A 19,533-nucleotide genomic window follows, 5' to 3' on the forward strand; every position below is an offset into this window, starting at 1 on the left:
ATTAGTTGTTTCTAGGATTGAATGCGTTAGACTTTCTAGTTATGTACGCCAGGCCTCTTCTTTAACTATTACTTCGATTTTCTTTAATGCGCCTGGTTCTACTTCTTCAACAGCTGTAGCTGCATCTTCTAGCGCTTTTGCATATCTAAGTTGTCTAAAGGCTTCCTCTGCTTCTAATAAGCGCGCATGTATATGGGGATGGCTTGTACGATAACGATTGCCGTATTGTATTATTTTTTCTGTTAGCAATACATTTTCTAACATTTCTTTTGCCCGTTTATGCACTTCTTCCATGCAAGCCTCTGCTTTTTCTAAATAATTATCTACTAACGTCATATTTAGTGGCACTTCTTGAAGACTTTGCATTGCAACATAAATATGTTCCTCTGCTTCTTCTAATCGAACATCCATATCTTCAGGAATCCCAGGAATATTCGCTTTTTGTAACATACGATCTGTGTCGTGCAAAATATGTTTTAGTTCATCAAGTTTTTCACGTGCTTTGTTTTCATCAATTCGGAGATTTTTTAAACGATCCGCAAAACGATCTTGTTCTTCATACAATCGATCCAGCTCTTCTGCTATTTCGTTTAGTTCTTCCTGTAAGCTAGAATAAGCAGATTGTTCTTCTTCTACTCGGGATGAAAGTAAGTCGAACTTTTTCGCTAAATCTTCCAATTCCTTCAAACAGCTTTGCGGAATTTCTGCTTCTTTTTCTGGCAAGCGGTAGCTTTGTTGAACATAAGCAGCTTCTGCGCTCACTGCACGAGTAACTGTAGTTACTTCCCTTAGACGGCTAGCTGTATGATCTTTATGTTGATCTACATATTTTTTAGCAAGTACTTCTTTTTCTAATAAATCATAGAATGTTTCCATCTCATCTTTGATTTCTTCGACTCTTATAATTGTTTTATCAACTTGAAGGTCCACAACTGCTGCCTTTAAGTCAACTAACTCCGCTTCAATTTCTTCTAATTTCTTCGTCATTTCAAGATGCTGCAAGTAATAAGAGCTTTCTTCCATTTCTTTCTGGCCATTTCGTAATTCATGAATCGTACCGGGTATTTTATTTTGTATTTCCGTCAGTATAGTTGGAATTTCATGTAGTTTAGGGAAAAATTCTTTCCCCTTTTCTTGCAAAGTAATCACAATTTCGCGTGCACTTAAATAGTTTCCAGTTTCGGTCAATTTATCAAATTCCTCAAAATCCGGTATAAATGACTCTAATTCTGTTTCTAATGCTGGAAGTGCATCCCCGAACGAATATTGGTGTGCAAGCAATGTCTTTCTAGCAGCACGATGTTGCTCTTTCAGCTGCTCCATTTCTATCCTGTTTTTTTCTTCACTTCCGATTAGCTCTTCCAGTTCTTTTAGAATCCCAGACATTTTTTCGTCACAAGAAGAAATTAATACTTGAATTTCTTTTTCAATTTTAGAAGCTTTTGGAAATATAAACTTGTCTATATTTTCTTCAGCATCAAACAAGAGAACATCGATTTTCGGCATTTGAACATCCATTACTTCCGTCCATGTATTTCTCCATCTTTCAAACATTTCTTCTGTTTGACCATTCATGTTCAATTGTTTTACTTTTGTCATTTCCTCTAAAATTGGCTTGTTTTGAATTTGATGTTTTTCATGCTCTAAACGTTCAATCTCTGTATTGTGTTTTCTTCTTATGATAAACGCAAAAACTGCAATTACTAAAAGTATAATGACTGCTGGGATGATATACTTCATCGTAAGCCCCCTGTTCCAAATCAAAAAATTCTAATTCAAATGTTACTCTATATATTACCATGCTTTTTATGTTATTGTTTCATAAAACAATAGAAAAGCAATGAATTATTTAAAATAATGATATTTCAACGACGAGGAGGCAGATTTTCTTGAAAAAGGATGGTCATATTCATACGCCCTATTGCCCACATGGAACGCTTGACCCCTTCCATCTATATATTGAAAAAGCAATTCAAAATGGGTTTCATGAAATTACATTTACCGAGCATGCACCATTACCCATTAATTTTACCGATCCAACACCCGACAAAGACAGCGGAATGGATTTCAACCAACTCGAATCGTACTTCACAGATTTAAATCGGTTGAAAAAACAATATGAAAAAGATATTGTTATATCTACAGGATTGGAAATAGATTTTATCTCTGGTTTTGAACAAAACACCATTTCTTTTTTAAATACATACGGAATGTATTTGGATGATTCCATTTTATCGGTACATTTTTTGCCCTTCCAAAACACTTACACATGTATAGATTATTCTAAATCCACTTTTTTAGAGTTTGTTAAACATGTGGGAAGTCAGGACGCTGTGTATAAATTGTATTATAAAACATTAATGGATTCAATAACGAGTCCTCTAGGAATTTATAAACCGAAACGAATAGGTCATATTACGCTCGTACATAAATTTCAGCATGCACTTCCAGAAAAAGTAGATGATCATCAAGAAATCATTTCTATTTTATCTGAAATGAAAAATCAACAGCTTCAATTAGATGCCAATAGTGCTGGTCTTGCAAAGCCTTATTGTCTGGAGAGCTATCCTGCTACTCCTTATATTCAGTTAGCAAAACAGCTTGAAGTTCCTGTTGTTTTTGGATCAGATGCCCATAATGTAGAGGATTTGCATCAATTTTATAATGAAGTAAAACTATATTTGTAGAATGGAGACAAAAAAATGTTTACAAAAACAACTTATTCAGAAGATTTAACAGCAAATTATACTATGTTATCGAAACAATTAGATGCATTGTTATCCGGAGAAACAAATGCAATAGCAAATTTTAGTAATGCTTCTGCTTTACTAAATCAGTTTTTTGACCAAATTAACTGGGTTGGTTTTTATTTGATGGAGGATGGCGAATTAGTATTGGGACCATTCCAAGGCTTGCCTGCCTGTGTAAGAATCTCTGTTGGTCGAGGGGTATGTGGTACTGCCGCGCAAAAATTAGAAACTATTATCGTTCCTGATGTACATGCTTTTCCAGGTCATATAGCTTGCGATGCAGCTTCACAATCGGAAATTGTTGTACCTATAGTGAAAGACGGCGTATTGGTTGGAGTCCTTGATATCGATAGTCCTATCAAAGAACGCTTTTCTGAGCAAGATGCAATTGGTTTAGAACAATTTGTTCAAGTATTAGTTAAACATATTTAAAAAAAGCAAGAACAACAGAGGGAGTCTATGCTCCCTCTTTTTTAAAGTTTAGTAAATGCTTGCTTTAAATCTTCTATTAGATCAATAGAGTTTTCAAGTCCCACAGAAAGTCGAAGTAAACCGTCTGTAATCCCCATTTCTAGTCTCTCTTTCTCTGGTACAACTGAATGAGTCATCGTTGCTGGATGCTGAATTAGAGTCTCAGCATCACCTAAGCTAACAGCGATTTTTATTAGCTTTAATTCGTTCATAAGCTTTTGTGCCTCTTTCATACCGCCCACAACAGTAAATGAGATGAGCCCACCACCACCGCTCATTTGCTTCCTGGCGATTTCATACTGTGGATTACTTGTATCAAATGGATAATAAATATTTTCTACAGAAGCAACCGTTTTTAAATAAGCAACAAGTTCCTCTGCATTCTTTGTATGTCGATCCATCCGCACATGCATCGTTTTGATCCCTCTAATTAATAACCATGCGTCAAACGGTGAAATAATGCCTCCGAAATCTTTTTGAACGGATAACCGAATTCTCTCTATTTCCTCCTTATCATTCCCAACTACAATCCCTGCAATAACATCTCCATGCCCATTAATATATTTGGTCGCACTATGCAAGACAAAATCGACTCCAAGTTTTAATGGATTTTGTAAATAAGGAGAAGAAAAAGTATTATCAACGACTACACGTATACGATGTTTTTTGGCAATTTTCGCGATTAACTCAATGTCCACTATTTCCATAGTTGGATTTATAGGTGTTTCTATATAAATACAAACAGTATTTGGTTTTATCGCGGCCTCAATAGCTTCTTCCGTATTTAATATGGCTAAATCATGTGAAACATTATATTTTTCCTGTAATATGTTCAGAAGTCCAAATGTACAGCCGTATATCCCTCGGGTACAAAGAATATGATCACCTGACTTTGTTAAATGTACTAAAATCGCACTAACCGCTGCCATTCCAGACCCAAATGCTAATGCACCTTCTCCATATTCCATTGCAGCCATCCGTTCCTCTAATACACGAACAGTCGGATTCCCTAAACGAGAGTAAACTCCGCCAGTCTCTTCTCCGGCAAACCTTCTAGCTCCTTGCTCAGCTGTTTCAAATGCAAATGTAGAAGTTTGATATAAAGGTACTGCTAAACTGTCCTGATGTTCGACTGATTGATAGCCTTTATGAATGTATGCCGTCTCCTTTTGTACTTTTTTATTTTGCATCTATTTACACCCCTCCTTGTAAACGCTTACATACAGTTTATACATAATCGGCCAAAAAGAAAAGGCATCTCCCTACGAAAGTTGAGATACCTCCATAACACTTAACTGATTTTTCCCTTTGTTTTTTGCTTTATATAAAGCGATATCTGTTTGATGAAAAAGATCGCGATAATCTATTTGATCGCCTTGCTTCCAACTAGAAATACCGATCGAAACTGTCACACTTGGATTTGTTTCCAATGGTATTGTCACCAATAATTGAGAACAATTTTTAATACCTTCTTCGAGCGGCATTTGAGCGTAGTATAACGCTAGCTCTTCTCCACCCCATCTAGCACCAATTCCTTTATCTCCAACTTTTTTCTCTATAATAGATGCAATTTGTTTTAATATTTCATCCCCAATTTGATGTCCATACTGATCATTTACTTGTTTAAAATCATCAATATCAATTAACACAAATACTCCACGATCATCTACTTTCATGGAGCTTTCTACATATTTATCTAAATAATTGCGCGCAAAAAGATTCGTCAAATGATCGCGATTGACCATCTCCTGCAACTTATTTCGGAGCGCAGAGTTGCTTATAGCAAGTGAAGAATGCTGGATGAGTGATTGCATTAATTTAAAAGCATCGAACGAAAAGTAATAAGGTTCTTTATGCAGAACTATACTAAAACCCGTAATCGTATTTTGTTCTTTTAACGGAACTGCAATTAGGGAACGATATCCATACTTTAACTTTGTTAGTCGGTTGAAGTCAGCTATAAACAGGGGTTCCTTTACTTTGTTAAAATGATTCGCTACATGCTGAATATACAACTGACCTTCATCTGTATGGAAGTAATCATTACTCGCACCAATGATTTTATATTCATCTTTTTCCATAACAAAGCATATTTGCTCCGGCATGAAAGATTTGATAAGTTGGTTTCTTAAGAAAACTAACATTTCATCTAAAGAAATATTCGTATTCAATGTATGGGAAGTTTCGTTTATCAATTGCAAATCTGAAACTAATTTATGCGACTGAATATATAATTTTGCGTTTTCAAGGGCATTTCCCGTTGTTTCCGCTAGCGAAGTTGCAAATTCTTTTTGTCTAGTAGAGAAAATATAATCTGTTGGAACTGAAAGTTGTAATATTCCATAAATCCCTTGTTTACCTTTTATCGGCACATTTATCAATCGGACTTTTAAATCTTCTTCTATTTCTGTAGTAATTTCTCCCGAAACATATGCATCTACAGTGGCTGGTCTTTCAGAAGTATAATCAAATAACTTATAAGGAATGGAAGTTTTTCTATCTTGGTCATTCGATAATATTAAAGTAGGATCTATTTGTGGAAATGCGTTATTTATAGCAAACAATGTTCCATTTAATATTTCTCCAGAATCTAGCGTGGAGTTAAACGTTTTTGTTACACTAAATAAATGACGATATTGGTTTTCTTGCTGAACTAATCTAATCGATTGTCTTACTATTTTCACAAGCTTACTAATCGTGCACACAAAGTCTTCTATATTTTCTGTTTCGGAGAATTCCTTCCATTTCAACGTTGAATCCATGACGAGCAATCCAATTGGTTTATCGTCCTGATCCTTTAGTAAAATTTTCACTAGTTTATTCATATCATTTTCAGAATTCCAAAAAAGAGTTTCGGTAAAATTTTTCTCAACAAAGAATGCTTCTATATCCTCCCATTTAATCGTAGGCATATTTATAGCATAAGCATAATTTTCTCTCAGTGGTCTAAATGAATCTACGTCAAAAATTAAATAATGAGCTATTTCAACTCCAAAAAATTCTGACAATATTACTTTTAAGTCACTGAACCATTTAATAGTAGTTCCATTTACAAGTAAATTCTCATTATAAACATCTAGAATACGACCTTTTAAATGCGTCATTATTGCGTTATTCTTCATGCGTACACCTCTCAGTTTTCTAAGAGCGAATTTGATACTTTTATCACACTTTAATTGTAATTCTATTTGACTATATCCCTTTAGATTTGTCAATTGTTTCTTGTACTTCATATCTGTTCATTCTATATAAAATGAATTTTATTGACTTTTTCCTCATAAAACGATACAATCGAATTTGTGTAAAATAAATGCAGCAGTTGTATGGCCTAGATTGCTCATTTTGTTCCTCTTATAGATGGTGTATCCTGTAACCCTTGGCTGCTAGGGCGATGATACATGAAAACAAAATGTCTGCTAGTCTGAATACATCTGGTCTTATTTTACAACAAAATAAAACCAATATAAAGGAGGAGACATATATGTCTCGTTATACAGGTCCATCATGGAAATTATCACGTCGTCTTGGTATTTCACTAAGCGGTACTGGTAAAGAATTAGAAAAACGCCCTTACGCACCAGGACAACACGGTCCAAACCAACGTAAAAAATTAACAGAATACGGTATGCAATTACAAGAAAAACAAAAACTTCGTCACACTTATGGTGTTAACGAACGTCAATTCCGTAATCTTTTTGACAAAGCTGGTAAAATGCAAGGTAAGCATGGTGAAAACTTCATGATCCTTCTTGAAACTCGCCTTGATAACGTTGTTTACCGTTTAGGTCTTGCTCGTACTCGTCGTGGAGCTCGTCAATTAGTTAACCACGGTCACGTTATGATTGATGGTAAACGTGTTGATATTCCATCATTCAGCGTAAAACCAGGTCAAGAAATTTCTCTTCGTGAAAAATCTCAAAACCTAAACGTTGTAAATGAATCAATCGAAGTAAATAACTTCGTTCCAGAATACTTAACATTTGACGCAGACAACAAAGTTGGTACTTTCGTTCGCCTCCCAGAGCGTAGCGAATTATCTGCTGAAATTAACGAAGCTCTAATCGTTGAGTTCTACTCTCGTTAATCGAAAAATAGTATTGAAAGCCTTCAAATCCCAGAGAGATCTGGGGTTTGGGGCTTTTTTCTATTCTATTGTTCCTTGTTGCGAGTCAATGGCTTTCCCTCACTCCCCCTAGAAAAGGTTTTTTCTATATTTTTTCTACAAACAAAAAAAGCGTCAATCTAATTGAATAGAAAAACGCTGTCTTTAAAGATACATATGTTTAAACTTTTTTCATTCCTTGAATTAAATCTAATAACCGCTGTCTTGTCTCATTTGCTTCTTCTTTTAGTATTTTAAAATCATAACCTGATTTATCCTCATTCATATGAACTTCTATTAAATCTCCAATTTTTGCATCTATCGTAAACTTATCTTTTAAAATAACTAACTTGTTCGCTTTGTTATTTTTCTCAAATAGAATGACAAAAAAATCGTCGAAGCGATCTAATATGTACTTTTTCGTAGCCATTGCACCCAGCCCCTCGATCCAAATAATTAACCTATAAAATGAAATTACTTACTATTTAAAAATAGTTGAAAGTTTCTCTCCAATTATTATTCTATACTATTTAACGCTTATTTATCATCCTATTTCACATTAAATTTAAAACTTCTTAATAAATTCATGATTATTTCCCTAACCAACGTAAATACTAAGAACTGAAATGATTATAGATTGGAGGATTAGCATATGAAAAATAACAACAGCCATACATCGACTAATAAAAAAATGAAAAATACACATGTTAGCCCAAATTTCACGGAACCTGAAAAATTAACGGATCATGAAAAGAAAAAACTTCAAGTAAAAGATGGACAGAACAATCATCATGTAGATGAACGCGGTGGATTTTAACCAATGTACTCTTTTTGGTAAAAAGCTACTTCCCTTTATTTATCGGGAAGTAGCTTTCATTCTATCCGCATTAACGGGCAATTGGACTCCCACTTACTTTATACAAATTTAATCATTTTGTAGTTTTTCTTACCTCTACGAACAATCATGAATTCATCTTCTAAACGATCACTTTCTCCTACCTCATATGCTAAATCGGTTATTTTTTCTCCATTCACCGATATAGCCCCGTTCGTTACGTCTTCACGCGCTTGCCTTTTAGAAGGAGACACGCTTGCTTCCACGATGAAATCCACAATATTCTTCGCATCTTTTGACATTTCCACTGATGGCACATCTTTAAATGCATCTTTCATCTCTTCCGCAGATAATTCTTTCAAATTTCCGCTGAACAAAGCACGAGATATACGAACCGCTTGTTCTAAAGCTTCATCCCCATGGATTAAGCGAGTCATCTCTTCCGCTAATGTTGTTTGTGCTTTGCGTAAATGCGGTTCATTTTCAACAGTTTCAGCTAATGCTTCAATTTCACTGCGTTCAAGGAATGTAAAGATTTTCATGTATTTAATCACATCGGCATCGGCTGTGTTGATCCAAAATTGGTAAAACTCATACGGAGAAGTCTTTTTCGCATCCAACCATACAGCACCAGATGCCGACTTACCAAACTTGGTTCCATCTGCTTTTGTTACTAGTGGAATCGTAATACCAAAAGCTTTTGTTTCTTCTTCATGCGTTTTACGAATCACTTCCAGACCTGTCGTTATATTACCCCATTGGTCGGATCCACCAACTTGTACTTTACAGTTGTACGTATTAAACAGGTGATTGAAGTCAATCCCTTGAATTAGTGTGTATGCAAACTCTGTAAAAGAAAGACCAGAATCTAAACGAGAAGCAATGGAATCTTTCCCTAACATGTAGTTAATATTGATAAGCTTACCAAAATCACGTAAAAACTCGATAACGGACATTGGTCCAATCCAGTCATGATTATTTACCATTTGAGCCCCATTGTCCGTATTAAAATCGAAAATGCGCTCCATTTGAGTTTTAATACCTTTTACGTTTTTATCAATTTGCTCAGTAGTTTGTAATACTCGCTCTTCAGAACGACCAGATGGATCTCCAACCATTCCTGTTGCCCCACCGACTAATAAAATTGGACGATGGCCATGTAATTGGAATCGTCTTAATGTTAATAACGGGACGATATGCCCAATATGCATACTATCTGCAGTTGGATCTACTCCACAGTATAAAGAAATCTTTTCGCTATTTAGTAAATCTTTTAATCCATCTGCATCGGTTTGCTGATAAATGAGCCCTCTCCAGGATAAGTCTTCTAGTAATGCGTTTGTCATTTCAATCTCCTCCTTAAAAATAAAAAAATCCCTGCACGAAATAAATCATGCAGGGACGCTTAGTCAACAAATTAGCGCGGTACCACCCAGCTTGAAGGAATTCACCTTCCGCTTCATTCACGATATCGTTGTGAAAACGTTTAACTCCAAGCCTGTAATTCGCCCTTTGCACACTGACTAGCTTTCACCAACCGCTAGCTCTCTAAACAGTTAATACAACAACTACTTCGGACTCTTCCTAGTTAAATTATATACCCATTTTACCTAATTTAATCCGTATGTCAATATCTATCGTTTACAGATGAACGATTATGGTATAATAATTCTTGATTTGGGGGTAGAATGATCAATGAAAAAATGGATGGAGAAAATCCACTTTTATACAGAGATAATGAATGAGTGGCAATCTACTAAATGGGCGAAAGGCTTGCGAATTTCTTCTAGTGTTATATGGAACCTGTGTTTAATATTCTTAATCACGTTTCTTGCGCTCGGAGTATTTGCTGCTTCCGTTGGTGCTGGTTATTTTGCATCTTTAGTGAAAGAAGAGCCACTTCGAGCTAAAGAAGATATGAGAGCGGATGTGTTTAATTATGAAGAAACGTCTGAAATCTATTTTGCAGATAATGTGTATTTAGGAAAGCTAAGAACCGATCTTGAACGTACGGAAACGAAACTTGCTGCCGTTTCTCCATATGTTATTGATGCGGTACTTGCGACCGAAGATGAATACTTTGAAGTACATAATGGAATTGTACCGAAAGCAATTTTCCGTGGTTTGCTTCAAGATGTTACAAATTCGGACACACAAACTGGTGGCTCCACTTTGACACAACAGTTAATAAAAAACCAGATATTAACAAACGAAGTGTCGTATGAACGAAAAGCTAAAGAAATTCTCTTAGCAATGCGCTTAGAACATTTTATGACAAAAGAGGAAGTACTAGAAGCCTATTTAAATATCATTCCATACGGACGAAATGCAAATGGAAGAAATATAGCAGGAATTGAAACAGCTGCAAACGGTATCTTTAATGTAAAAGCAAAAGATCTTACATTGCCACAAGCTGCTTATATTGCCGGTATTCCACAAGCCCCATTTGCCTACACACCTTTTAGACAAGGCGGTGAAAAAAAAGAGGGTGAAGCACTACAAGCCGGTATCGAGCGAATGAAGACAGTACTATTCCGAATGAAAGAAACAGGCTATATTTCTCAAGCAGAATATGATTCTGCAGTAAATTATGATATTACACAAGATTTTAGAGAGCCAGAAGTGGTAGCTGAAGAGAAATATCCTTGGCTAACAGCAGAAGTAGAAAATCGGGTAAAAGAGATTTTAAGAGTCCAATTGGCTAGTGCAGATGGAATTGACCCTGAAAGACTAGCAAAAGAACCTAAATTATTAGAGAAATATAATATAATGGCTGAACGCTCTATTCGAACAGATGGATATCGCATTCATACAACGATTAATAGAGACATGTTTGAAGCGATGTTAAAAGTAAAAGATGAATTCGAATATTATGGACATACGTATACGAAAGAAGTAAAAGATCCAAATACCGGCGAGATAGTCACAAAAGATTTCCCTGCTCAAGTTGGTAGTATGCTAATTGAAAATAATACTGGGAAGATTCTATCGTTCCTCGGTGGACGCGATTATAACTTAGAACAATATAATCATGCGACACAAGGAGTCCGACCAATCGGTTCAACGATGAAGCCTTTACTTGTATATGCACCGGCAATCGAATATGGAGTCATCGGTGCTGGAAGTCCAGTGGTGGATATTAAACTGAACAACCTAAAAGGGACGACTTGGGCCAAATCACCAGCCAACTATACGATTGCACAAGAAAAAGGAATTATTTCAGCGCGTAGTTCGCTTATGACTTCTCAAAACTTATCGACGATTCGATTATATGATTCAATTATGGATCGAAAGCCAACTGATTTCTTATTGAAAATGGGATTTGAACATATTGAAGAAAATGAATATGCAAACCATGCGCTTTCTATCGGTGGGATGACAAACGGTGCTACTGTGGAAGAAAACACCAATGCATTCGGTACCTTTGCAAATAATGGTCAATTTATCGATGCTTATATGATCGAAAAGATTGAAAGCGTGGATGGAAAAGTGATTTATCAACATGAAATCGAACCAGTGCAAGTCTTTAGTCCAGCAACCGCTTATATTATTACGGATATGATGCGTGACGTACTATCTGGGGGTACTGCGAAGTTAGCAAACTCTCGACTTAAATTCCAGTCTGACTTTGCCGCTAAAACAGGAACAACTCAAAATCATAATGACTCATGGCTCGTTGGTTATAATCCTAATATCTCTTTAGGTGTTTGGCTTGGTTACGATGATAATACAAAATCTTTATTTTATATGAATAATCGTTATAATCACCCTAGTGTACGGGTCAATATGTTATGGTCTAATATAATGAACGCTATGTACGATGTGTCACCAGAACTTATCGATGCACCAAACGCTTTCCAAGTTCCTGAAGGTGTCGTTACAAGATCTTTCTGTGGAATTTCTGGACTAGCTCCTTCTGATGCATGTGCACAAGCAGGATTAGTTAAATCCGATTTGTTTAACGCTGCTGCTATGTTACCAACCGCAGCGGATGATAGTCTAATCTCCTCATCTTATGTGGTGATAAACGGTAATAGATATCGCGCATTAGATGCTACTCCAAGGGAATTTGTTGTACAAGGAGGCTATGGGGTAAACCAAGACTTTATCACACGAATGCTTGGAAGATTTGGTGGCAATGCTAGTAAGCTGTTCCCAGAGAATTCTAGTTTCGGTGGAAATGTTGTCTCTGAAGAAGTATTTAATGCAGATGGTAACCCACCTTCCGCTGTAAATGCGTCCATATCCGGAAATACCATTACCTGGTCCAAATCAGCATCTTCAGACGTTGTTGGGTATCGTGTATACCAAGTGGTGGATGGACAAAGAATGCTAGTGGCAACTAAAGCGGAAGCCGAATCGCCTAGTCATACAATTAGCGGTCCTGGTCAATATATTATTGTATCTGTAGACATTACTGGTTTACAATCAGGCGCCTCCAATATAGTATCGCGAGAAGTTCAACAACCTGAAACACCTGCGGAACCAGTCGTTCCTCCAACAGTTCCAGAAAACGAAGAGGATGAAACGACAGAAGAAGAAATAATTACTCCTCCTGTGGAAGAAGAACCAGCCGAAGAAGTAGATACTACAACTGCAAGTAGATAATGAAATAAAGCCACAGCAACCTAAACTAGGTCGCTGTGGCTTTTCTTTATATATTAATCTTCCATCGTAGATAAGTCGCCAGTCGGCAATTTTAACTCCCAAGCTTTTAAAACTCGACGCATAATTTTACCGCTTCTAGTTTTCGGGAGCTTATCTTTAAATTCAATTTCTCTTGGTGCCGCATGTGCAGCAAGTCCTTTTTTCACAAATTGCTGAATATCCGCAATTAGTTCATCCGAAGGCTCATATCCTTCATTTAACGCAACAAATGCTTTAATAATTTCACCGCGTACAGGGTCTGGCTTACCAATTACCCCCGCCTCTAAAATAGCAGGATGCTCCAGTAGTTTGCTCTCCACTTCAAATGGTCCTACACGTTCCCCGGACGTCATGATAACATCATCTACTCTTCCTTGGAACCAGAAGTATCCTTCGTCATCCATATAAGCAGAATCTCCAGAGAAATACCATTCATCACTCATAAAGCTAGATTCATATTTCTCTTTATTATTCCAAATTTGACGCATCATCGAAGGCCAGCCTTTTTTAATCGCTAAGTTGCCCATCGTGAATGGCGGAACAACATTGCCTTGATTATCAATGATTGCCGCTTCTAACCCTGGAAGTGGTTTCCCCATAGATCCTGGCTTAATCGGTAGGCAACCAAAATTACAAATCATTTGGGCCCCTGTTTCCGTCATCCACCATGTATCATGTATGCGTAATTGGAACACTTGCATCCCCCATTTTATCACCTCTGGATTCAGTGGTTCCCCAACGGATAAAATATGACGTAAAGAGGATAAGTCGTGTTTCTCCACAATAGCATCTCCTGCTCCCATCAGCATCCGGAAAGCAGTTGGTGCACTATACCATACTGTTACCTTGTAATCTTCAATGGCATTATACCAAGCATCTGGTGAAAAACGACCTCCAAGAACAAGTGATGTAGCACCAGTCAACCAAGGTCCGAATATGCCGTAAGAAGTTCCAGTTACCCAACCTGGGTCAGCTGTACACCAATAAACATCTTCATCACGAATATCCATAACCCATTTCATCGATTGATATTGTTGAACCATTGCATAGTGTACGTGTAGAATTCCTTTTGGTTTTCCTGTGGAGCCGGATGTATAGTGCAGGATTAGTCCATCTTCTTTATCTACCCACTCAATATCAAAAGCATCCGAAGCATTATGTAATGCTTTGTTAAAATCAATAAACTTATCTGTTTCCTCTATGTTATCCCCTACTAAAAATACCTTTTCTAAGTTCGGTAATTTTTCTAAAGGAACTCTTTCTAATAATTCTGGTGTTGTCACAATTGCCTTTGCTTCACTATCTAATAATCGGTCGTAAACTGCACCTTCCATAAATGCTTCAAAAAGAGGTCCAACAATAACACCTTTTTTAACGGCACCTAAAAGAGAAAAATATAATTCTGGAGATCTCGGCATAAAGATGAATAGTCGATCTCCTTTTGTTAAGTTAGAATATTCCTTATAAACATTGGCAGCTTTGTTTGTCCACTTTTTCATATCTGAATACGTATATGATTCTTTTCTATCTGCATCTTGATAATATAGTGCGACTTTGTCTTTTTTATCAGACTCTGCATGTCTATCGATCGCTTCATATGCCATATTTACTTTTCCAGTTTCATACCATGAAAAGTTTTTCTCGGTATCTTCCCATTTAAATGTTCTTTTTGTTTCATCGTAATCCTTTAACTGATAATCCCCTTGTTCGACTGGTAACAATTCAACTACCTTCATCCTATTCACCCTTTCTATAACTATACAAAAACTATACACTTCTATTCTACAATACTTGTTCACAGTTTTGCCAATCTTTTTATTTTTACGAATGTTTGGTTACGTTTCTTATCCATCCATCTACTTTTTGTAGAAATCATGTATAATAGTGTTAAATGCGTTTATTTTTATAGGTGGTGAAATCGTGATACACGAAAAGACGTATAATGCGTTGGAAATAGAAACAAAACATGGTGCCGTCATTGTCGAAGGACCTATCCCTTCGGATGTTATAGCCAATTTAACGTTTCATGAAGATTTAGTAGCCTTTCGGGCACCTGCCCAGCAGCATAAAGCAATTATTGAAATTGCCAAATTGCCGGAAGGAAGAATTATTATTGTACGAGACCAAGAGACTATCGTTGGTTATTGTACATTTCTCTATCCGGATCCACTGGAAAGATGGTCGCAAGGAAAAATGGAAAACCTGATTGAATTAGGGGCAATTGAAATAATTCCAAAATTCCGCGGAACTGGTGTTGGTAAAACACTATTACGCGTTTCAATGATGGATGATGCAATGGAAGATTATATAACTATTACAACGGAATATTACTGGCATTGGGATTTAAAGGGTACTGGTTTAAATGTTTGGGAGTATCGTAAAGTAATGGAGAAAATGATGCAAGCTGGCGGTCTTGAATATTTTGCAACGGACGATCCCGAGATCAGTTCGCATCCCGCTAATTGTTTAATGGCTAAAATAGGCAGTCGAGTGAACGACGAATCCATTCAACAATTCGATCAATTACGATTCATGAACCGGTTTATGTATTAGATAAAAATTATATTTTTTCTAAAGGGGTGTATGGAAATGCTTGTAGAAGAAATTATGAATACCTCGGTACCGACTTTAACACCTACACACACGATTAATGATGCATTACTGCTATTAAAAGCAAAAAGAATCCGCCATATACCAATCATTAACGCAAATAAAGAAGTACTAGGGGTTGTAACAGATCGCGATTTAAAGAAAGCAACACCTTCTACTTTATTAAACACTAATAATCCCGAAGTGTATGAGTTACCGTTAGAAAAAATAATGACAAAAAATCCAATTGTGGGCCATCCATTAGATTTTCTCGAAGAAACAGCTACTATTTTTTATGATAATCGGATAGGCTGTTTACCTATTGTGTCACAAGGAAAATTAGTTGGTATGATTACAGAATCCGACTTATTGTATAAGTTTATTGAATTGACGGGTGCACATCAGCCGGGCTCCCAAATTGAAGTTCGCGTTCCAAACAAGCCTGGTGTTTTATTTGAAGTTTCCAAAGTTTTTTATGAACAAAAAGTGAATGTATTAAGCGTACTCGTATATCCCGATAAAGCGAATGAAGATTATAAAATTTTAGTGCTTCGTGTAAAAACGATGAATCCACTTAAACTCATCGAAGCGTTACAAGCGGATGGCTTCGAAGTACTGTGGCCAAATCATCCGGGAAAAATTTTATGAAAACAAATGCCGTGTTTGTCTTTTCAGAAGACCAGTTAGGCTATAAATTTTCCGAAACGCATCCATTCAATCAAAAACGCCTAACTCTAACGGTCGATCTTTTAAAAGAAATGAACGCTTTATCGCCATCGGATATCGTAGTACCGCGCATTGCAACAGATGAAGAATTAAGTTTAGTACATGATCCCGGTTATATTGAAATCGTCAAAAAAGCAAGCCTGGAGAAAAGTGAAACAACCAATTATGAAAGCTATGGTATCGGAACCGAAGATACCCCTATCTTCCCACATATGCACGAAGCGAGCGCAAGTCTTGTCGGTGGTACGTTAACTGCAGTGGATTACGTTATGGAAGGGAAATCTGTCCATGCACTCAACATAGGGGGAGGTCTTCATCACGGATTTAAAGGACGAGCTTCGGGATTTTGTGTTTATAATGATAGTTCAGTAGCTATTAAGTATATGCAGCTAAAATACAATGCACGTGTTCTTTATATCGACACAGATGCGCATCACGGAGATGGTGTACAGTGGAGTTTTTACGATGACCCAAATGTATGTACTATTTCGATTCATGAAACTGGCAGATACTTATTCCCCGGCACAGGTAATATTACCGAAAGAGGAACCGGCGAAGGATACGGGACTTCCTTTAACTTTCCGATAGACGCTTTTACTGAGGATGAATCCTTTTTAGAAATTTATCGTACAGCACTTCGTGAAATTGTAGAATCTTTCAAACCAGATGTTATCTTAAGCCAAAATGGTGCAGATGCGCATTATTTTGATCCATTAACCCATTTATATGGAACAATGAACATTTACCGAGAGATTCCTAAACTTGCCCATGAACTGGCACATCAATATTGTGACGGAAGATGGATAGCTGTTGGTGGCGGTGGGTATGATATATGGCGTGTCGTTCCTCGTGCTTGGTCTCTTCTTTGGATGGAAATGAATGATATAAAGACACCTGAAGGAAACTTACCAAAAGCTTGGCTCGATCGTTGGTCAAAAGAGTCGCCAGTTCCATTTATTCCGACTTGGATGGATCCAAGTCCATTGTATGAACCAATTCCACGTAAAGCAGAGATAACAGAAAAAAATAAACAGATGCTCGAAAAAGCATTATACGCCCTTCGCAATCAGCAATCATACAAAAATCACCAGTAACCAATGGCTACTGGTGATTTTCTATTTGACGGAGTCTCTTTCCTCAATTCGATAAGGAAGAACGACAATTTGTTCGTCGATTTTTTCTTTGTTCATAAATTTCGTTAATAATCGCATGGAAACTGCTCCAATATCGTATAAAGGTAATACAACACTTGTTAACTGTGGTCTAACCATACGAGCTAGTTTTGAGTTTTCAAAACTGATGACTTCGATGTCATTTGGTACATTTAGTCCGCTATCCTGTGCCCCATGGATCAAACCAATTGCGATCTCGTCATTGCCTGCAAAAACTGCCGTAGGAGGATTGGTAAGCTGACCCAATTCTTCCCATGCTGCAAGACCGTCATCGTATGTATTATCTACACCTACGATCAATTCATCATCGATTTCTATATTTGCCTCTTTTAATGCTTTTTCATAACCAGAACGCTTATATACACGATCGATGGTCGAGTCCATATTTCCAGAGACAAATGCAATACGAGTATGACCATTTTGGATGAGTCGATTTACAGCATCAACTGCTGCGTCATGATATTCGATATTAACAGAAGGAAATGATTCAGATGTTTCCACGGTGCCTGCTAAAACAATCGGAACGCTCGACCTTTCCATTTCACTAAGCATATCCTTTGTTACTTCGTCACTCATCATCACAATTCCATCCACTTGTTTACTGAACAATGTAGAAAGTAGCTGTACTTCTTTATCAGCTTGCTGGTCAGAGTTCGTTAAAATAATATTATAGCGATACATGGTTGCTATATCTTCTATGCCTCGCACTAGTTCTGCGTAAAATACGTTAGAAATATCCGGTATTATTACCCCTACTGTTTTTGTTTTCTTACTAGCCAACCCTCTAGCTACTGCATTCGGTCGATAGTCCAATCGCTCGATAACAGCTAACACTTTTTGACGGGTTGCTGGCTTGACGTTTTGGTTTCCATTAACTACACGTGAAACAGTTGCCATCGACACATTTGCTTCTCTTGCTACATCATAAATGGTTATAGTCAACGCATATCCCTCCTTCACATTTTTTACTATTTATATTATATATAAATAATACTTGATATACCCTATAATTATCAATCAAATAGTAAAACCGACTCTATAAGAAGAGTCGGTTTTGTGAAATTTTTCTACTTATGCATGCACTTCATGTGTTTTCATGAAGTTTTGCAATGAATTATAGAACTCATCGAATTGTTGTAAATTCATTTGCTGTGCAGCATCCGATAACGCAACTGCTGGATCAGGATGAACTTCAGCCATCACTCCATCTGCTCCAATTGCGATAGCAGCTTTTGCTGCAGGTAAAAGAATATCACGACGTCCTGTCGAATGTGTAACGTCCACAAATACTGGTAAATGCGTTTCTTGTTTTAAAATTGGCACTGCTGAAATATCTAATGTATTTCGAGTAGCACGTTCGTATGTGCGAATACCGCGTTCACATAAGATGATTTGATCATTTCCTTGTGACATAATATATTCTGCTGCATGAATGAACTCATCTAGTGTAGCTGCAATACCTCGTTTTAATAATACCGGCTTATTAATAGAACCTACCGCTTTTAATAATTCAAAGTTTTGCATATTTCGAGCACCTACTTGCACGACATCTACATAGTCAAGCGCTTCATCTAAATGGCTAGGAGTGACAATTTCAGACACAACTGCCAAGCCATATTCTTGTGAAATTTGTTTTAATATTTTAAGGCCATCTAATCCTAGACCTTGGAAATCATAAGGTGATGTACGTGGTTTGTATGCTCCCCCACGAATTAGCTTTAGACCTTTTGCTTGGATTGCAGCTGCTACTTCTGCTACTTGTGTATATGATTCTACTGCACATGGACCAAACACGAAAGAAGGTGATCCTGTACCAATTTTCTCACCGTTTATTTCCACGACTGTATCAGCAGATTTCTTTTTACGAGAAACTAATAATGCTTTCTTTTGATCATCCACTTGTAATTCCAAAGCAGTTTTAAATATTTCTTTAAAAATATGCTCAACCGTTGATTGTGGTAGTGGACCAGCATTATTTTCTTTTAAGTGATCTAACATATGTCTTTCACGAAGAGGATCATATCTATTTACACCTTGCTTTTCTTTCACTCTTCCTATCTCTTTTACAACACCGGCTCTTTCATTGATTAACTGTAAAATTTCTACGTTAATCTCATCTACACGACTGCGTAGAGCTTCTAAATCCATATGACTCATAGATATTTCTCCTCTCTTCTTTCCACCGATACTTTATATCGACTGAAAATTATGATACATTTTTAAGTATAACTCATATTATAA

At 36.8% G+C, this 19,533-nt stretch carries 16 protein-coding genes and 1 other annotated feature; of the genes, 8 read left to right on the forward strand and 8 right to left on the reverse strand.

Annotated features, from left to right (window positions below):
- Nucleotides 1–39 precede the first annotated feature (39 nt).
- Nucleotides 40–1,740 carry a septation ring formation regulator EzrA gene (gene ezrA, locus FG382_RS10230; RefSeq protein WP_142538805.1) on the reverse strand — a complete coding sequence of 567 codons (1,701 nt, stop codon included), beginning with the start codon at nucleotides 1,738–1,740 and terminating at the stop codon, nucleotides 40–42.
- A 149-nt stretch (nucleotides 1,741–1,889) separates the two neighbouring features.
- Here ezrA and hisJ point away from each other — a divergent pair, with 149 nt between their 5' ends.
- On the forward strand, nucleotides 1,890–2,687 hold the full coding sequence (hisJ, locus tag FG382_RS10235; RefSeq protein WP_142538806.1) for a histidinol-phosphatase HisJ: 798 nt from the start codon (nucleotides 1,890–1,892) through the stop codon (nucleotides 2,685–2,687).
- Between the two features lie 15 nt (nucleotides 2,688–2,702).
- Nucleotides 2,703–3,182 carry a GAF domain-containing protein gene (locus tag FG382_RS10240; protein WP_142538807.1) on the forward strand — a complete coding sequence of 160 codons (480 nt, stop codon included), beginning with the start codon at nucleotides 2,703–2,705 and terminating at the stop codon, nucleotides 3,180–3,182.
- A 41-nt stretch (nucleotides 3,183–3,223) separates the two neighbouring features.
- Here FG382_RS10240 and megL read toward each other — a convergent pair whose 3' ends face one another.
- Nucleotides 3,224–4,411: a methionine gamma-lyase gene (gene megL / locus FG382_RS10245; protein ID WP_142538808.1), complete on the reverse strand. Its 1,188-nt coding sequence runs from the start codon at nucleotides 4,409–4,411 to the stop codon at nucleotides 3,224–3,226.
- A 72-nt stretch (nucleotides 4,412–4,483) separates the two neighbouring features.
- Nucleotides 4,484–6,343 carry a sensor domain-containing diguanylate cyclase gene (locus FG382_RS10250; protein ID WP_170206491.1) on the reverse strand — a complete coding sequence of 620 codons (1,860 nt, stop codon included), beginning with the start codon at nucleotides 6,341–6,343 and terminating at the stop codon, nucleotides 4,484–4,486.
- Between the two features lie 359 nt (nucleotides 6,344–6,702).
- Here FG382_RS10250 and rpsD point away from each other — a divergent pair, with 359 nt between their 5' ends.
- Nucleotides 6,703–7,305, forward strand: coding sequence for a 30S ribosomal protein S4 (gene rpsD, locus FG382_RS10255; RefSeq protein ID WP_142538886.1), 603 nt, complete (start codon nucleotides 6,703–6,705; stop codon nucleotides 7,303–7,305).
- Between the two features lie 199 nt (nucleotides 7,306–7,504).
- Here rpsD and FG382_RS10260 read toward each other — a convergent pair whose 3' ends face one another.
- Nucleotides 7,505–7,753, reverse strand: a complete 249-nt coding sequence (locus FG382_RS10260; RefSeq protein ID WP_142538810.1) for a DUF3006 family protein — start codon at nucleotides 7,751–7,753, stop codon at nucleotides 7,505–7,507.
- Between the two features lie 222 nt (nucleotides 7,754–7,975).
- On the opposite strand from FG382_RS10260, the gene FG382_RS22625 reads away from it, so the two are divergent.
- Nucleotides 7,976–8,140, forward strand: coding sequence for a hypothetical protein (locus FG382_RS22625; RefSeq protein ID WP_170206485.1), 165 nt, complete (start codon nucleotides 7,976–7,978; stop codon nucleotides 8,138–8,140).
- A 98-nt stretch (nucleotides 8,141–8,238) separates the two neighbouring features.
- On the opposite strand, the gene tyrS is transcribed toward FG382_RS22625, so the two are convergent.
- Entirely contained in the window at nucleotides 8,239–9,504 is a 1,266-nt protein-coding gene (gene tyrS, locus FG382_RS10265) for a tyrosine--tRNA ligase (RefSeq protein ID WP_142538811.1), read from the reverse strand.
- A gap of 48 nt (nucleotides 9,505–9,552) precedes the next feature.
- Nucleotides 9,553–9,753 (reverse strand) — a binding site (T-box leader).
- A 100-nt stretch (nucleotides 9,754–9,853) separates the two neighbouring features.
- Here tyrS and FG382_RS10270 point away from each other — a divergent pair.
- Entirely contained in the window at nucleotides 9,854–12,766 is a 2,913-nt protein-coding gene (locus FG382_RS10270) for a transglycosylase domain-containing protein (protein WP_142538812.1), read from the forward strand.
- A 53-nt stretch (nucleotides 12,767–12,819) separates the two neighbouring features.
- On the opposite strand, the gene acsA is transcribed toward FG382_RS10270, so the two are convergent.
- The gene (gene acsA / locus FG382_RS10275; RefSeq protein ID WP_142538813.1) at nucleotides 12,820–14,541 is read right to left on the reverse strand and encodes an acetate--CoA ligase; all 1,722 of its coding nucleotides are present in this window, start codon (nucleotides 14,539–14,541) and stop codon (nucleotides 12,820–12,822) included.
- Nucleotides 14,542–14,725: 184 nt separating this feature from the next.
- Here acsA and FG382_RS10280 point away from each other — a divergent pair, with 184 nt between their 5' ends.
- The 3 genes from FG382_RS10280 to FG382_RS10290 are packed head-to-tail and all read left to right on the forward strand — an operon-like array spanning nucleotide 14,726 to nucleotide 17,214.
- A complete protein-coding gene (locus tag FG382_RS10280) occupies nucleotides 14,726–15,358 on the forward strand; it encodes a GNAT family N-acetyltransferase (RefSeq protein WP_142538814.1) in 633 nt (210 codons plus the stop codon).
- Between the two features lie 36 nt (nucleotides 15,359–15,394).
- The gene (locus tag FG382_RS10285; RefSeq protein WP_142538815.1) at nucleotides 15,395–16,042 is read left to right on the forward strand and encodes an acetoin utilization AcuB family protein; all 648 of its coding nucleotides are present in this window, start codon (nucleotides 15,395–15,397) and stop codon (nucleotides 16,040–16,042) included.
- Nucleotides 16,039–17,214 carry an acetoin utilization protein AcuC gene (locus FG382_RS10290; RefSeq protein WP_142538816.1) on the forward strand — a complete coding sequence of 392 codons (1,176 nt, stop codon included), beginning with the start codon at nucleotides 16,039–16,041 and terminating at the stop codon, nucleotides 17,212–17,214. Before FG382_RS10285 ends, FG382_RS10290 begins: the two co-directional genes overlap by 4 nt.
- Nucleotides 17,215–17,235: 21 nt before the next feature.
- Here the strand turns inward: FG382_RS10290 and ccpA are convergent, their stop codons facing one another.
- Both ccpA and FG382_RS10300 read right to left on the reverse strand, forming a co-directional pair.
- Nucleotides 17,236–18,234: a catabolite control protein A gene (gene ccpA / locus FG382_RS10295; protein WP_142538817.1), complete on the reverse strand. Its 999-nt coding sequence runs from the start codon at nucleotides 18,232–18,234 to the stop codon at nucleotides 17,236–17,238.
- 129 nt (nucleotides 18,235–18,363) lie between these two features.
- Complete coding sequence (locus tag FG382_RS10300; RefSeq protein WP_142538818.1) at nucleotides 18,364–19,449, reverse strand: bifunctional 3-deoxy-7-phosphoheptulonate synthase/chorismate mutase; 1,086 nt, start codon at nucleotides 19,447–19,449, stop codon at nucleotides 18,364–18,366.
- Between the last annotated feature and the right edge of the window lie 84 nt (nucleotides 19,450–19,533).

The sequence above is a fragment of the Psychrobacillus lasiicapitis genome, from assembly GCF_006861795.1.
In the GTDB taxonomy this organism is placed as follows: domain Bacteria; phylum Bacillota; class Bacilli; order Bacillales_A; family Planococcaceae; genus Psychrobacillus; species Psychrobacillus lasiicapitis.

Bases quoted from the DNA above. Each gene is read 5' to 3' on its own strand.
- FG382_RS10260 (WP_142538810.1), bottom strand. From the start codon at position 7,753: ATGGCTACGAAAAAGTACATATTAGATCGCTTCGACGATTTTTTTGTC.
- FG382_RS10270 (WP_142538812.1), top strand. From the start codon at position 9,854: ATGAAAAAATGGATGGAGAAAATCCACTTTTATACAGAGATAATGAAT.
- FG382_RS22625 (WP_170206485.1), top strand. From the start codon at position 7,976: ATGAAAAATAACAACAGCCATACATCGACTAATAAAAAAATGAAAAAT.
- ezrA (WP_142538805.1), bottom strand. From the start codon at position 1,740: ATGAAGTATATCATCCCAGCAGTCATTATACTTTTAGTAATTGCAGTT.
- FG382_RS10250 (WP_170206491.1), bottom strand. From the start codon at position 6,343: ATGAAGAATAACGCAATAATGACGCATTTAAAAGGTCGTATTCTAGAT.
- megL (WP_142538808.1), bottom strand. From the start codon at position 4,411: ATGCAAAATAAAAAAGTACAAAAGGAGACGGCATACATTCATAAAGGC.
- FG382_RS10240 (WP_142538807.1), top strand. From the start codon at position 2,703: ATGTTTACAAAAACAACTTATTCAGAAGATTTAACAGCAAATTATACT.
- FG382_RS10285 (WP_142538815.1), top strand. From the start codon at position 15,395: ATGCTTGTAGAAGAAATTATGAATACCTCGGTACCGACTTTAACACCT.
- FG382_RS10290 (WP_142538816.1), top strand. From the start codon at position 16,039: ATGAAAACAAATGCCGTGTTTGTCTTTTCAGAAGACCAGTTAGGCTAT.
- tyrS (WP_142538811.1), bottom strand. From the start codon at position 9,504: ATGACAAACGCATTACTAGAAGACTTATCCTGGAGAGGGCTCATTTAT.
- rpsD (WP_142538886.1), top strand. From the start codon at position 6,703: ATGTCTCGTTATACAGGTCCATCATGGAAATTATCACGTCGTCTTGGT.
- FG382_RS10300 (WP_142538818.1), bottom strand. From the start codon at position 19,449: ATGAGTCATATGGATTTAGAAGCTCTACGCAGTCGTGTAGATGAGATT.
- acsA (WP_142538813.1), bottom strand. From the start codon at position 14,541: ATGAAGGTAGTTGAATTGTTACCAGTCGAACAAGGGGATTATCAGTTA.